The 15284-nt window shown below is 60.3% G+C and carries 11 protein-coding genes; 4 read left to right on the top strand and 7 right to left on the bottom strand.

Features of this window, described 5'->3' with window-relative positions:
• Positions 1–136 precede the first annotated feature (136 nt).
• The 3 genes from Q1A32_RS08760 to Q1A32_RS08750 are packed head-to-tail and all read left to right on the top strand — an operon-like array spanning position 137 to position 2897.
• Entirely contained in the window at positions 137–1063 is a 927-nt protein-coding gene (locus Q1A32_RS08760) for an aldo/keto reductase (protein ID WP_299651925.1), read from the top strand.
• Positions 1060–2115, top strand: a complete 1056-nt coding sequence (locus Q1A32_RS08755) for an FAD-binding oxidoreductase (protein WP_299651923.1) — start codon at positions 1060–1062, stop codon at positions 2113–2115. The genes Q1A32_RS08760 and Q1A32_RS08755 overlap by 4 nt, the downstream gene beginning before the upstream one ends.
• Before the next feature lie 17 nt (positions 2116–2132).
• Positions 2133–2897, top strand: a complete 765-nt coding sequence (locus Q1A32_RS08750) for a GH25 family lysozyme (RefSeq protein WP_299651921.1) — start codon at positions 2133–2135, stop codon at positions 2895–2897.
• Here the strand turns inward: Q1A32_RS08750 and Q1A32_RS08745 are convergent.
• The 6 genes from Q1A32_RS08745 to Q1A32_RS08720 all read right to left on the bottom strand — a co-directional run bounded on the left by Q1A32_RS08745 (position 2894) and on the right by Q1A32_RS08720 (position 14262).
• Positions 2894–5938 carry an efflux RND transporter permease subunit gene (locus Q1A32_RS08745; protein WP_299651919.1) on the bottom strand — a complete coding sequence of 1015 codons (3045 nt, stop codon included), beginning with the start codon at positions 5936–5938 and terminating at the stop codon, positions 2894–2896. The genes Q1A32_RS08750 and Q1A32_RS08745 overlap by 4 nt on opposite strands.
• Positions 5939–5941: 3 nt before the next feature.
• A complete protein-coding gene (locus Q1A32_RS08740) occupies positions 5942–7186 on the bottom strand; it encodes an efflux RND transporter periplasmic adaptor subunit (protein ID WP_299651917.1) in 1245 nt (414 codons plus the stop codon).
• Positions 7187–7290: 104 nt separating this feature from the next.
• Positions 7291–9792: an FAD-dependent oxidoreductase gene (locus tag Q1A32_RS08735; RefSeq protein ID WP_299651915.1), complete on the bottom strand. Its 2502-nt coding sequence runs from the start codon at positions 9790–9792 to the stop codon at positions 7291–7293.
• A gap of 199 nt (positions 9793–9991) precedes the next feature.
• Positions 9992–11395 carry an FAD-binding oxidoreductase gene (locus Q1A32_RS08730; RefSeq protein WP_299651913.1) on the bottom strand — a complete coding sequence of 468 codons (1404 nt, stop codon included), beginning with the start codon at positions 11393–11395 and terminating at the stop codon, positions 9992–9994.
• A 28-nt stretch (positions 11396–11423) separates the two neighbouring features.
• Positions 11424–13205, bottom strand: coding sequence for a gamma-glutamyltransferase (gene ggt / locus Q1A32_RS08725; RefSeq protein WP_299651911.1), 1782 nt, complete (start codon positions 13203–13205; stop codon positions 11424–11426).
• A gap of 70 nt (positions 13206–13275) precedes the next feature.
• Positions 13276–14262 carry a D-glycerate dehydrogenase gene (locus Q1A32_RS08720; RefSeq protein WP_299651909.1) on the bottom strand — a complete coding sequence of 329 codons (987 nt, stop codon included), beginning with the start codon at positions 14260–14262 and terminating at the stop codon, positions 13276–13278.
• Positions 14263–14408: 146 nt separating this feature from the next.
• Here Q1A32_RS08720 and Q1A32_RS08715 point away from each other — a divergent pair, with 146 nt between their 5' ends.
• Positions 14409–14879, top strand: a complete 471-nt coding sequence (locus tag Q1A32_RS08715; RefSeq protein ID WP_299613787.1) for an SH3 domain-containing protein — start codon at positions 14409–14411, stop codon at positions 14877–14879.
• On the opposite strand, the gene Q1A32_RS08710 is transcribed toward Q1A32_RS08715, so the two are convergent.
• The gene (locus Q1A32_RS08710; RefSeq protein WP_299651907.1) at positions 14876–15265 is read right to left on the bottom strand and encodes a RidA family protein; all 390 of its coding nucleotides are present in this window, start codon (positions 15263–15265) and stop codon (positions 14876–14878) included. The two genes, Q1A32_RS08715 and Q1A32_RS08710, sit on opposite strands and share 4 nt — an antisense overlap.
• Positions 15266–15284 lie beyond the last annotated feature (19 nt).

The following is a 15284-nucleotide window of genomic DNA, read 5'->3' as shown; positions in this document are numbered from 1 at the left end:
CCATCCTGTTCCCTCCTGACCTTAACGTGTCATGGCGGATAATTCACCGCATCACACTGTCGGTTTGTGGCAGTGCTTCCCCATTTTGCACCTTAGCCGTTGCACGTGATGTGCCCCCCGTGGCACGAATTGGGGCATGACTACGTCCCTCAATGGCACCCCGCTTTCGCCCCTGACATTTGGCACCATGCAGTTTGGAGGCAATGCGGACGCCACCCAAAGTCGCGCCATGTTTGACGCCGCCCGTGTCGCGGGCATCACCCATTTCGATACCGCCTATGTCTATACCGACGGCGCGTCCGAGACATTGCTGGGAGAGATGGCGCAGGCCGTGCGCGAAGAGCTGATCATTGCCACCAAGGCTGCGTATGACGGTGGGTCCAGCCGTGAAAATATCCTCAACGGGTTTGCCACTTCCCAGCAGCGATTGCAGATGGATGTGGTCGATGTCCTCTACCTGCACCGTTTTGATGACGACACGCCGTTACAAGAAAGTTTCGACGCGCTGGCGACCCTGAAACATCAGGGCAAGATCCGTCATATCGGCGTGTCCAACTTCGCCGCGTGGCAGGTGATGAAAGCGCAGGCGGTAGCAGCGCAATTCGAGGTCCGGATCGACATCATCCAACCCATGCACAGCATCGTCAAGCGACAGGCAGAAGTCGAACTTTTCCCGATGGCTGTGGATCAGGGCATTGAAATTGCGCCTTATTCCCCGCTTGGCGGCGGGTTGCTGACAGGCAAATACGTGGGTGGTGGCACCGGACGGCTGACCGAGGATGAACGCTATGCAACCCGCTATGATGTGGCTTGGATGCATGACGCTGCGGCGAAACTAAGTGCTCTTGCGAAGGACCTTGGAACCAGCCCGGCCACGCTGGCCGTCGCGTGGGCCATGGCGCATCCCGCACGGCCCCGGCCCATTGTGTCCGCGCGGTCAGCGGAGCAATTGGCGCCATCGCTTGCCGCCCTCGACTTCGATATGACCGCAGATCTTTACGACCAGATCACCGGCTTCAGCATCACGCCGCCCCCTGCTACGGACCGGATCGAAGAGGCATGAGCGACATCATTGTCATCGGCGGTGGCATCGCCGGGGTGTCTGCGGCGGCGCGCCTGTCGAAGGGCGCACATGTCACGCTGATCGAAGGTGAAAATGCCCTTGGCTATCACGCTTCTGGCCGCTCTGCCGCCCTTTTCGAACAGAATTACGGCCTGCCCCCGGTGATCGCGTTGAACAAGGCAAGTGCTGCATTCCATCAACCCTACCTCAGCCCCCGTGGCTTCCTTCTGGTGGGTCGCGCAGGCGAGGATGCCGGGTTTGAGGCAGACGCCAAAACCCTCAAATGCCCGGAGATCTCAGTGGATGAGGCGCGGCAGCATGTGCCCATCCTCAACGACACGATCTCCCGCACGGCCTATCACGCAGAGGCTTGGGACATCGACACCGACCGAATGATCCAGGACTTCGCCAAAACGGTCCGCGCGAACGGCGGGCAGGTCCTGACAAGCAAACCGGTGACTGCGATCACGCGCAATGGAAGATGGAGCGTGCGGTGTGGAGATGACATCTTGACCGCTGACGTGTTGGTCAATGCCGCGGGTGCCTGGGCGGATCAGATTGCCGCTCTTGCCGGGGTTGGGCCCATCGGCATCGTCCCGCACCGCAGGTCCATGGCGCGCCTGCCTGCGCCGGATGGGCATGACGTGACCCGTTGGCCCATCTTTTTCGGCGTGGGCGAGACGTGGTATGCCAAACCGGATGCGGGAAAATTGCTTGTTTCTCCGGCGGACGAGGATGCGGTCGAACCGCACGATGCATGGGCAGACGACATGGTCTTGGCCGAAGGGCTTGATCGCTACGGCCAGCATGTGACTGCGCCGGTGACGAGGGTGGAGACCACATGGGCCGGTCTGCGCAGCTTTGCGCCCGACCGTTGTCTGGTGTTGGGACGTGACACTCAAGTACCTGATTTCGTTTGGTGCGCCGGTCAGGGGGGATACGGGTTTCAGACCGCCCCGGCAGCCAGTCAGCTTTTGGCGGACATGCTGCTGGACCGCGCGCCTGAGATTGACGCGAACACCATCAAATCCCTGTCGCCAGACCGATTTTGAACCGCTAGGGTCGACATATGTTGACCCGTTTTCTGATCGCAGCGCTTGTCCTGTTGACCGCCTGCGCGCCTGCTCCTGCTCCATTCACCGGCCCTATGATCATTGGCGATGCTGACCCGGTGCGATTTGCCGGGCGCCAGCCCAGCACATTCCCGGTGCGCGGCATGGATGCCGCCCGGTTTCAAACCCGTGTAGACTGGGAACGGGCAAAGGCCGTAGGGATTGAATTTGTGTTCCTCAAGGCAACCGAAGGCGGTGATCTGCTTGACCCGATGTTTCAAGACCACTGGCGCGGCGCAGGCCGCGCCGGCATCAAGCGCGGGGCCTATCACTTTTATTATTTCTGCACATCACCGGAAGTGCAGGCCCGGTTTTTCATCCGCACGGCCCCCAAGACACGCGGCAGCCTGCCGCCGGTGCTGGACATGGAATGGAATCCGTTTTCGCCAACCTGCCAACGCCGTCCGGATGCGGCCACCGTGCGCAATGAAATGCAGCGCTGGCTGGACATAGTGACCGCCTATTACGGGCAACGACCAATCATCTACACCACGCCCGGGTTTTATGACGACGCGGAACTGAACCGTTTGAAAGGCTATGAATTCTGGCTGCGGACGACGGCGAAGACACCATCCGAGGCGTTCCCCGGCCAGCGCTGGCGGTTCTGGCAATATACGTCGACGGGCACGCTGCCCAACACGCCCGGTGCCATCGACATCAACGCCTTCAATGGCTCGCGTTCCGATTGGGACAGCTGGCTGGACCGACGCACGGTCCGCTAGGCCGCAACTTCGTCGTCGCCGACACGGAAGAAGATGGCATAAAGTGCAGGCACCACGATCAGCGTCAGGACTGTTGCAAAGCTCAAGCCGCAGATGATGACGACAGCCAAAGAGGCAAAGAACGGGTCCCACAGCAGCGGCACGACACCCAGCACAGTGGTCAACACCCCAAGCGCCACAGGTCTCACCCGACTGACAGCAGCGTCCACGATGGCGTCCATGCGCGGTTTTCCGTCGGCAATCTGGCTGTCCGTCTCATCGATCAGAACGATGGCCGCTTTAATCAAAAGCCCAGTCAGCGACAGAACGCCGAGAATCGCCATGAACTCAAGCGGGGTTTGCGTGGCAGCCAACCCCCAGATCACCCCAATCAGGGCCAGAGGCACTGTCAGCCAGATGATCAGCGGCTGCCTCACCGCGTTGAACAGGAAGATCACCACAAGGATCATGGCCCCGAAGCCAAGCGGCATGGTCGATGCAAGACCTGCGTTCGCCTCCTGTGAGCTGCCATATTCCCCCTTCCATTCAAGTGCATAACCGGGGGGCAGTGTGATATCCTCGATCGGGGCGCGTACGGCGTCGAACAGATCACCGGATAACACGCCCGGCGCGTTGTCGGCCTGTGCCGTCACCGCCAATTGCCTGTCGATGCGGCGCAGATTGCCCGCCTCAAACACGATATCAAAGCGGTCCACCACCTGATTGATCGGGATGTAACCCCCTGCAACCTGACTGTAGACCTGCACATCACGCAACTCACTGACATCATCCCGCTCTGCCGCGACCGGACGCATGACGACGTTGAGCAATTCATCCCGTTCACGATAGACGCCCAAGGTTGCGCCGCTGAGATGCGTGGCCAAAGCGCCCGAAATCTCGCCCTGAGTGAGGCCCAAACGGCGCGCATTTTCCGTGTTCACCACGGGCCGGATCACTTGCACCTGCTCGCGCCAGTCATCCTTGACCGCGACAGCGCCTGCCTCGGACATGATCGCCTTTGCCTGTGCCGCCAGTTGGCGCAGCACGACTGTATCCGGGCCAGTGAACCGCGCCTCGACCTTGGACCCGCCGCCGGGGCCAAGCACGAATTTCCACACCTTGGCGTTCGAAGACGGATAGTTGGCGTCAATCCAACTTTGCAATTCGATCCGCAGGTCTTCGATCTGGCCGAAACTTTCGACATCAACAAGGATCTGACCATAAGCCGAGTTCTGCGTCTCAGCCTCGTAAATCAACATGAACCGTGTATGCCCGCTGCCGATGGCCGTGTTGGTGCCAGTCACGCCCGGGAGCGAGCGCACGTGATCGCCAATCGCAAGAATGTCGGCTTCGGTTTTGGAGATGTCAGTGCCCTGCGGCAGGAAGTAGTCAATGACGAACTGCGCCCGCGTGGAGGAGGGGAAGAACCCCGCAGGCACCATGCTGAACATGGCGATGGCCGATGCAAAGAGCGCCACGACAATGCCAATGGTCACATAGCGCACGGCGATGGCACGCTTGAGGAGATTGCGGTAGCCGCGAAGGATCGCGTTCTCCTGCGCTTCCACGCCTGTTCCGGGTTTGAGCAGAAGCGTGCAGAAATAGGGTGTCAGCCAGATGGCTACCAGCCATGAGAACAGCAGTGAAATCGCTATGGTCCAGAACAGACTGCCGGCATATTCACCCGTATTATCCGGTGAAAACCCGACGGGCGAGAAGGCAAGGATACCAACGATTGTCCCCCCAAGCAGCGGCCATTTCGTCTGGTTCACGACAGTGATCGACGCACTTGCTGCACTCTCCCCCTTTTGCACGCGCACCAATGTACCTTCGACCACGACGATTGCATTGTCGACCAGCATGCCCAGTGCGATGATCAAGGCCCCGAGCGAGATCCGCTGCATATCCAGACCATAAAGGTACATCCCAAAAAGCGTGCCTGCGACGGTCACAAGCAATATGCCCCCCATCAGGATGCCCGAGCGCAGCCCCATGAAAATCAGAAGCGTGCCCACAACAATGGCGAGGGCCACCACAACGTTCAGGACAAAGTCGTTGACCGACTCCTTGACCGTCACCGACTGGTCGGAGATCGCAATGACATCAATGCCAATTGGCCTTTGATCGATCTGTGCATCCATGCGCGCCTTCACGGCCTCGCCCATGTTCACTACGTTGCCGCCGAGGGTGTTGGAAATTCCGATGCCCACGGCTGGCCGCCCGTCGCGGTAGAGCAGCATCGTTGCGGGATCTTCTAGGCCGCGTGAGATCGTCGCGATATCGGACAGTCGGAAAGACGCCCCCGTCTGTGGATTCGTAATGATCAGATTACCGATTGCCTCGGTCGAGGACACAGCGCTTTCTGGACGTACCACAAGGCGCGTTTGCCCGGCCTGGATCGACCCGGCTGGCCGCACAAGGTTCTGCCCTTCCAGAATCTGCCCGATCTGATCCGGAGACAGTCCAAGCTCGATCAATCGCGCGGACGCATATTCGACGTAGATGACTTCGTCTTGAACACCGTTCAGGATGACCTTGGACACGCCGTCAACTGTGACCAGTTCGCGCTGCAAATCCTTGGCATATTCGTGCAGTTCACTGATCGAATACCCCTCGCCCACGACGGCGAAATACACGGCGTAAACGTCGCCAAAATCGTCAAAGACCTGACTGGGCAGCGCATTGGGCGGCAGTTGCCCCTGCGCGTCGTCAATCTTGGCCCGCATCTGCGAGAAGCGTTGGTAAAGGTCGGGATAGTCCGGCACGGACGCGATTGTGAACTCCACGGTCACAATGCTCAGTCCCGGGGACGACACGGATCGCACCTCGTCCACACCCAGCAATTGTTGCAGCGCGTTTTCAACAACTTCCGTTACTTCTTCGGCCACCTCTTCGGCGCTGGCACCGGGATAGGGCGTGATGATTTGAGCCTGACGGATGATAAACTCGGGGTCTTCAAACCGTGGCAACGCCGTGTAGGCAAAGTAACCAGACACGAGGATCAGCAGCGTCGCGATGGCCGAGATCAGACGCTTTTCGATGGCAAACCGGGCCAGGTCCATGACTTACTCCCCGACCCGGGTGATTGGGCGTACAACCATTCCGTCAATGACCTGACTGACACCTGCCGCAATCACACGATCTCCGACTGCAACACCATCCGTGACAGCGACTTGGGCACCTGCGGCCTCTCCCAGAGTGATGTTTTGCTTCGACACCGCATTATCGTCACCCAACCGCCAGACAAAGGGGGCGCCATCAGGCTCCGCGCCCACGGCTGTCAATGGAATGCGCAGTTCCGACGCCGACCCCGGCGCCGAGGCAAAGACACGTGCAACCATACCCGGCAGGATGAACGTGCCATTGGGTTGCGCGACACTGACACGTCCGCGATAGGTCTGCGTGGCGGCATCCGCCTGCACCGAAAATTCAACCACCACGGCATCGAAAACCTGTCCCGGCAACGCGTCGAATTCGACCTGCGTTTTGATCTGGCTTTGTCCGTTTGCCGACAGCGCGGTCACATCCGGTCCAGGCACGTCAAAGGCCAAGTGCACCGTCGACAGGTTCTGTAGCAGCGCGATGCTTTGTCCGGCTTGGACATTCGTGAAATTGTCGATGTTGCGACGTGCGATGACGCCGCCAAATGGTGCGGTCAGGGTCGCATCTTCAAGGTTGTCGCGGGCGACCTGCAACTGGGCTTCAAGTCCACGCAGCGCTGCTTCGGAAGCTTCAATGTCTTCGGCCCGGCCACCGGACTGACCAATGACGAGTTGTTCGCGTTGCGCTCTCAGATCCGCCTCAGCCACACGCAGCGACGCTTCGTCTCGTTCCAACTGTGCTTCGGCTACGACGCCACGTTCGGCCAATTCACGGGTGCGTTCGGCTTGATCGCGCGCCTGATCCACTTGCGCTTGCGCCGCTTCGACAGCGGCCTCCAAAGCCACGATTTCCTCTGAGCGAGCACCGGACCGAAGTGCGCGCAATTGCGCGTCGGATTGGTCGCGTGCACTTTCCAACTGCGCCACCTGCCGCTCAAAATCACGTGGATCGATTTGGGCAATCAAATCCCCTTCGGCCACATCCTGTGCCCCCCGAATGGGCAGGTCGATCACGCGACCACTTACGCGAAATGACAGCTCCACCTCTTCTGATGGTAGAACAATGGCGGGATAGCCCCGCCGGATCGTGGCCTCTGTCGCCTCGACGGTCGCGACCTTTGCCGGGCGCGGTGCTGTCTGTGCCACAGCACATGTGACGGCCCCCACGGCCAGACCGATACCCAATGCCAATAGCCTGAAAGTCGTCATTGCCGTGCCCCACGTCCCTGTCCCTCAATGCCGTGCAGCTTTAAGGGCCGCGGGAAACGAGTCAACGAAAGACCAACCAGTGGTGGAAAACGAGGCGAGCGCGTTTACCCGTCCTTACGGATCGCTTCGTTTTTGGGATCGTAGGGACTGTCTTCGACAATCTCCGCATCCCAAAGTTGATCGAGCATCTTCACCTTCAACTTGGTCCCCGGCACCGCCAGATGGGGCGTCACGTAGCCCATGCCAATGGATTTCCCAAACGCGACCGAATAGCCGCCAGACGTCAAACGGCCCACACGCGTGTCGCCATCATACAGCACTTCGCGGCCCCACGGGTCCGCATCCTCAGGTCCGTCGATCAGAAGCGTCACACATTTTGAACGAATGCCCTTGGCCTCCATCTCGGCTTTGCCGTGAAAGTCCTTCGACAGGTCCACGAAACGCGGCAGGTCTGCTTCAAGCGGTGTTGCATCACGGCCCAATTCAGTTCCGAATGCGCGGTAGGATTTCTCCTGCCGCAACCAGTTCTGTGCCCGGGCACCCACCAGCTTCATGCCGTGTTTCTCACCCGCAGCAACCAATTGATCCCACAGGTAATTCTGCATCTCAATCGGGTGGTGCAGCTCCCAGCCAAGCTCGCCGGTATAGGCCACGCGGATCGCGCGCACCGGGCACATCCCCAGTTCGATATCGCGGTAGCTGAGCCACGGGAACCGCTTGTTCGACAGCACCGTGGACGGGTCGGCATCCTTGACCAGTTCGTTCAACACATCGCGCGATTTTGGCCCGGCAATGGCGAACACACCCCACCGCGTCGTCACATCTTCCTCGTTGATGCGCCCGAACTCCGGCTCCTTCTCCATGATCGCCTTGTAAAGGTAATCCTGATCATAGGCATGCCAAGCGCCCGCCGACACGAGGTAATAGTCATCCTCGGCCAACCGAACGATGGTATATTCGGTGCGCGTCGTGCCATGGGCCGTCAGCGCATAGGTCAGATTGATGCGCCCCACTTTCGGCAGCTTGTTGGTGGTGAACCAATCCAGAAACGCCGTCGCCCCCGGCCCCGATATCCGGTGCTTGGTAAAGGCAGTTGCATCGACAAGCCCCACGCCCTCGCGGATAGCCTTCGCCTCGTCCACCGCGTGCTGCCACCAGCCACCACGGCGGAAGGATCGTGCATCGTGGTCAAAACTGTCGGGCGCGTCCAAAGGACCGTAATAGTTGGGCCGCTCAAATCCGTTTACGCAGCCAAATTGCGCCCCTGCCGCTTTTTGGCGGTCATAGGCAGGGCCTGTGCGCAGTGGGCGACATGCCGGGCGCTCTTCGTCCGGGTGGTGCAGGATATAGACGTGGTCGTAGCATTCCTCGTTCTTGCGCGCGGCATATTCGGTGGTCATCCAGTCGCCGTAGCGCTTGGGGTCAAGCGAGGCCATGTCGATCTCGGCCTCCCCCTCAACCATCATCTGAGCGAGATAATAGCCCGTGCCCCCCGCCGCCGTGATCCCGAACGAGAACCCCTCGGCCAACCACATATTCGTCAGGCCCGGTGCCGGTCCCACCAACGGATTGCCGTCGGGGGTGTAACAGATCGGCCCATTGAAATCGTCCTTCAAGCCGCTGTTTTCGCAGGACGGCACGCGATGGATCATCGCCATGTACTGCTCTTCGATCCGCTCAAGATCAAGCTGGAACAGATCGGCACGGAAGCTGTCGGGCACACCATTTTCAAACCGCGCAGGCGCGTTCTTTTCATAAACGCCCAGAATCCAGCCGCCCCGTTCTTCACGCACATAGGATTGCGCATCGGCGTCCCGGATCACCGGATGCTCGGCATTGCCCTCCGCCCGGTATTTCACCAGCTCCGGGTCCTGCTCCATCACGATGAACTGGTGCTCGACCGGGATGGCGGGCATCTTGATGCCCAGCATCTTCGCCGTGCGCTGCGCATGGTTGCCGCTGGCCGTCACGACATGCTCGGCCGTGATTACCACCTGCTCGTCCGACGGCACAAGGTTGCCACCTTTTTCGACCATCTTGGTTGCCGTGACCTCCCACGCCTCACCATTCCAGTGAAACGCATCGGCCTGCCACTTGCGTTCGATCATAACGCCGCGTTGGCGCGCGCCCTTTGCCATCGCCATGGTGACATCGGCAGGGTTAATGTAGCCGTCCGTCTGGTGGTACAGCGCGCCCTTCAGATCCTCTGTCCGGATCAGCGGCCACTTCGCCTTGATCTCATCCGGCGTCATGAACTCATAAGGCACGCCACAGGTCTCGGCGGTGGAGGCATAGAGCATATACTCGTCCATCCGCTCATCCGTCTGCGCCATGCGCAGGTTGCCCACGACGGCGAAGCCAGCGTTCAGACCCGTCTCTTCCTCGAGCGTCTTGTAGAACTTGATGGAGTAGTCGTGAATGTGGGTCGTGGCGTAAGACATGTTGAAATACGGCAGCAACCCAGCCGCGTGCCAAGTAGAACCGGATGTCAGCTCATCCCGTTCCAGCAGCATCACGTCATCCCAGGCCGCGCGGGCCAGATGATATGCAATCGACGTGCCCACGGCCCCGCCGCCCACAACCAGCGCTTTGACTTGGCGTTTCATGGCCCGACTCTCCCCTCGCAACCTATCACTGCCGTTCTAGGAAAAGCGCGCGCCCACCGCGCCAACAAGCCGACCGGTCACAGCAAAAAAACGACGCCGATCACCGGTCTAGTCTTCGATGTTTCCAAAAACTCTTGGGGGGACGGTGCAGCCGGGGGCTAGCCCCTTAAGCAAAATCGTCGCGCAAGCGGCCTTTGGTTCAGCGACCGAAGATTTTCCCGGGGTTCATAATGTTGAGGGGATCGAGCGCGGTTTTGATTGCTGCCATGTATTCGACCGTCGGTCCCAACTCCTTGATCAGATAGGGCATCTTGCCCTGCCCGATCCCATGCTCGCCGGTGCACGTGCCGTCCATACGAATGGCCTCGTCGGCAAGAAAGGCGGTAAACTCCTCTGCCCGGCGCACTTCATCCGCGTCCTCCATGTCGATCAGGACCAATGAGTGAAAGTTGCCGTCGCCCACGTGACCCACGATCGGGGCCAGAAGGTCCAGTTCCGCGGCCTTGGCTTGCGCCCCTGTCACCGCCTCTGCCAGCCGCGAGATGGGCACGCAGACATCCGTCGATATCCCCTGCGCGCCGGGGCGCAATTGCAGCGTCGCCCAATACAGATCATGCCGCGCTTTCCACAGCTTATTGCGCTCCTCTGCCGTGGCGGTCGTTGCGAAATCCGTCCCGCCCGCATCTTCGGCAATGGACCCGAACATCTCGGCCTGTTCGATCACACCACGGTCAGAGCCATGAAATTCCAGCAGCAAAAGTGGTGTCTCCGGCAGGCTCAAACCCGCATAGGCATTGGCCGCCTTCACATTGAGCTCGTCCATCAACTCGATCCGGGCCACGGGGATGCCATATTGGATCGTCGTCATCACGGCCTGACAAGCGGCGTCGATAGATGGAAAGGACATGCGCGCCGCCGAAATCGCCTCGGGAATACCTTGCAGCTTCAGCGTGATTTCGGTGATCAGCCCCAACGTGCCCTCAGAGCCAATCAAAAGCCGGGTCATGTCGTAACCTGCGGATGTCTTCTTTGCCCGTTGCGCTGTGCGGATAACGCGCCCGTCCGCCATCACAGCCTCAAGTGCCAGCACGTTGTCCTTCATCGTGCCGTAGCGCACCGCGTTGGTGCCTGACGCACGGGTGGAGGCCATGCCCCCAAGCGACGCGTTGGCCCCGGGATCAATGGGAAAGAACAGGCCCCGATCCCGCAGATAAGTGTTCAACTGTTCGCGTGTCACACCGGGTTGAACGACGCAATCCAGATCTTCAGAATTGACCGCGATGATCTTGTCCATCTGTGTGAGGTCTACAGATACACCACCCGCAGGTGCGTTCACATGCCCTTCGAGCGACGTGCCCGTTCCAAACGGAATGATCGGCACCTGATGGGTCGCGCACACTTTGACAATGTCGGACACTTCCTTGGTCGAACTCGGGAACACTACGGCATCTGGGGCCTGTGCCCTGATCCAAGTGGTCGTGTGCGCGTGCTGGTCGCGCATCGCTTGCCCGGTATGAAAGCGGTCTCCGAACTGCTGCTTGAGGATGCCAAGCGCCGTGGCGATGCCATCCTCGTTCCGTGGCAGATCAATGGCTTGTGCCATGCTCTTGTCCTTCCCTTGTGCGCAGACGTCAGTCGCCCAGCGCAATCCCTTCGCGACGCGGGTCGGCGCCGCCCAAAAGCGTGTCGCCAATTTCAATCGCATGCAGGCCAGAGTTCAATCCGCGGATATTCACCTCGAAGCCGAGAGCCTCCAAGGCGGGCGCCAAATCCGCTGCAGTTGTGCCTTCTTCAAAATCATAGGTGCCGAACCGATTGACCGCATGGGGCAAGCTGACGGCCTGTTGCACATCCATCCCCCAGTCGAGCCAAGCGATGATCGACTGGGCCGTGTAGCCGATGATCCGGCTGCCACCCGGGGAGCCGATGGCCAGCACAGGGGCGCCGTCTTTCATCACCACCGTCGGCGACATGGAGGACCTTGGGCGCTTGCCCGGCGCCAGTGCGTTGGCAATCGGTACGCCATCGACATGAGTGCGGAAGCTGAAATCGGTCAGTTCATTGTTCAACAAGAACCCATGTACCATCAACCGCGAGCCAAAGGCGTTTTCAATCGTTGTGGTCATGGAAGCCACATTTCCAAAGCTGTCGACGATCGAGATGTGGGAGGTTGACGGCAGTTCGATGCTTTCATCATCCGCCCAGTTCTGGCTGTGATCGAAGGCGGGGTTGCCAGGGGCAACCTCTTCCAGTGCCGCGTCACCACCCAATTGTGACGCGCGGTCAGCCAGATAGGTCGGATCGACAAGACCAGCTGTGGGCATCGGGACGAAATCGCTGTCGGCCATGAACCGCCCCCGATCCGCGAACGCGAGGCGCGAGGCATCCCCGATCAGCCGCCAGCTTTCCGGGTTTTCAGCACCAAGCGCCGCCAGATCATAGCTTTCCAGCATACCAAGGATTTGCCCGACAGTGAGCGCACCGGATGATGGCGGACCCATCCCGCAGACATCGTGGGCGCGGTACGTCACGCAAACCGGCGCACGTTCCTTGACCTGATAGACCGCCAGATCAAGCTCTGACAGCACCCCGGGGTTGCCCGGAGCAAATTGTACCGCCGCCATGATGTCCTGAGCGATCTTCCCGGTATAGAAGCTGTCTGCCCCTTCCGCCGCCAACAGCCGTAGCGTGTCCGCGTATTCGGGGTTTTGAAGCGTCGTGCCGACACTCAATGGTGTGCCGCCGGGCAGAAAGTAATCAGCCGTGATTGGGAAGCGGCCAAGGCGTTCAGCATCTCTTTCGATCAAACCGGCCAGACGCGGTGAGACGTCAAAACCATCTTCGGCCAATCCGATGCCGGCGTCGAACAGCGTGGGCCAAGGTTGATTGCCCCAACGCTTGTGAACTTCTTCGAGAAGTGCGGGTGTGCCCGGCGTACCGACCGACCGCCCCCCAACAACGGCATCAAAGAAGCCCATCGGTTCGCCATCATCGGTCTGAAACAGCTTCGGCGTGGCGGCCAGTGGTGCGGTCTCGCGGCCGTCCAGTGTGGTCAGCTCCTGCGTCTCAGCGTCATACCAGACTAGAAAAGCGCCACCGCCAAGTCCGGACGACTGCGGCTCAACGAGACCCAGAACAACCTGCACGGCAACCAGCGCATCGGCGGCAGTACCACCGGCGGCCAGAACCTCAACCCCGGCCTGCACTGCCAGCGGATTGGCAGCAGCCACCATATAACTCTGCGCTGCGACCGGCTCGCCCGCATCCTTGGACGCCTGCGCCGCGGCGATGGCCTCGGTCGTGGCAACGGCAGCGCCCTCGACCCCGGTTTCGGGTTGCACGGCATCGGCGGTCTGTTGGGCAAGTGCTGCCCCTGCAATGAGGGTGAAGGCGACGGTCAGGGAAAAGCGCATGGGGTCCTCCTTTGGCGCAGGCTCGGCAATCAGTTCGATCTAAACCAGGGCAGCCAAGCCGCCCGGGGCATCACAGCATGGACGGCACAACCTGGTCCGGGGGCCGGTGGCCGTCGTCGAAGGTCTTGATATTGATAATGACCTTCTCGCCCATCTCGATCCGACTTTCGCGGGTGGCCGAACCCATATGGGGCAGAAGGACAACGTTGGTCAGTTCACGCAAGCGCGGGTTCACTTCGGTCCCGTTTTCGTAGACGTCCAGGCCCGCACCGGCCAACTCACCCGCGCGCAACATCCGTGTCAGCGCGTTTTCGTCGATCACTTCACCGCGCGAGGTGTTCACGATCACAGCGTCTTCCTTCATAAGCTTCAGGCGACGGGCATTCATCAAATGAAAGGTCGAGGGCGTGTGCGGGCAATTCACGCTGATCACGTCCATGCGTGCCACCATCTGATCAAGGCTTTCCCACCATGTGGCCTGCAATTCCTCCTCCACTTCCGTCCGAAGACGGCGGCGGTTGTGGTAGTGTACCTGCATGCCAAAGGCCGCTGCTCGGCGGGCAACCGCCTGTCCGATCCGGCCCATGCCAAGGATACCAAGCCGACGGCCTGCAACACGTCCACCAAGGAACGCTGTCGGTGCCCAACCGTCCCAATCGCCGGATTGCATCGCGGCCAAACCTTCGGGCAGGCGGCGCGTGACGGCAAGGATCAGACCCATCGTCATGTCTGCCGTATCATCGGTCAGCACACCGGGGGTGTTCGATACCAAAATCCCGCGCTGGCGGGCTGTCGATACGTCAATATTGTCTACTCCAGCCCCGTAATTCGCAATCAGCTTCAGCCGCTCGCCCGCTTGACCGATCATCGCCCCGTCGATTGTGTCAGTGATTGTCGGCACCAGCACATCGGCAGATTTCATCGCCTCGACCACCTCGTTCCGCGACATGGGCGCATCATGATCGCGCAGTGTCACGTCGAACAATTCGCTCAGCCGGGTTTCCACCTCGGCGGGCAACCGTCGCGTAACGACAACACTCAGACGTTCCTTTGGCATTGCGCCCTCCCCGGTGCTTGGCCTCGCGACCTCTTTTTGGCATGGTGGCGGATGTGAGCACGAGGCACAAGAACCTCGGCCATATCAAGAGGCGAGAGATGAGCGGAAAGTTCCCGATGGTGGCGGTGTGGCGGTTTATGCTGTCGATGCTTTTGGTGCTGGGTCTGACCCTGCCCCTGATGGCGCGCGACACTGGTCCTGTGACGAACCTGCCCCTGCCCCGTTTCGTGTCGATGAAAGCTGCCGAAGGCAACGTGCGCCGCGGACCATCGCTGACCCACCGGATCGACTGGGTGTTCAAACGCCGCGACATGCCCCTGCGCATTACGGCTGAACACGGTCACTGGCGCCGGGTCGAAGATCGTGACGGTCTTGGCGGATGGGTGCATTATTCCCTTCTGTCGGGCACCCGCACCGTGATTGTCGAACAGGACATGCTGACACTTCGCACCAAGCCTGAGGCCAACGCGCCCGTAACTGTCGCACTGGAAGTCGGCGTCGTTGCGCGACTGGGAAAATGCGGACCGGAATGGTGCCGCCTGAGTTCAGGTGGTTACAAAGGATGGGCACCGAAAGCCCGCCTTTGGGGTGTCGCCATCGACGAGTTGCGCGACTAGTCCAAAGCCGCCACGACCCGTATTTCCACCACAGCATCAATCCGCCGCAATCCGGCGACTTCGACGGCTGTCCATGCAGGATATGGATCGGACAAGTGCTTAAGCCGCACAGTAACGAACAGATCAAAATGGTCGCGCAGACCCACATGATAGCTGGTCATTTCGACCAGCGCGTCCAGTGTCAGGCCCGCTTCGGCCAGCACGCCTGCAATTTTGGCAAAGCAGGCTTCGAACTGCGCCTGTGGCGTTTCGGGCATTGTGCCGTCGGGGCCTGCCCCCGTTACACCGGTCAGAAATACATGGTTGTGAGACACAATACCGGGCGACATGCCTGCCTTGCCGCACGCGTCGCGCAGCGCGGGTGGCATCAGGACCTGTAGGGTCATTGGAACTCTCCTTGCTCTT

The organism is uncultured Tateyamaria sp., assembly GCF_947503415.1.
Taxonomy (GTDB): domain Bacteria; phylum Pseudomonadota; class Alphaproteobacteria; order Rhodobacterales; family Rhodobacteraceae; genus Tateyamaria.
The sequence above is the reverse complement of the archived record's forward strand: the minus strand, read 5'-3'. Positions and strand labels throughout refer to the sequence as shown.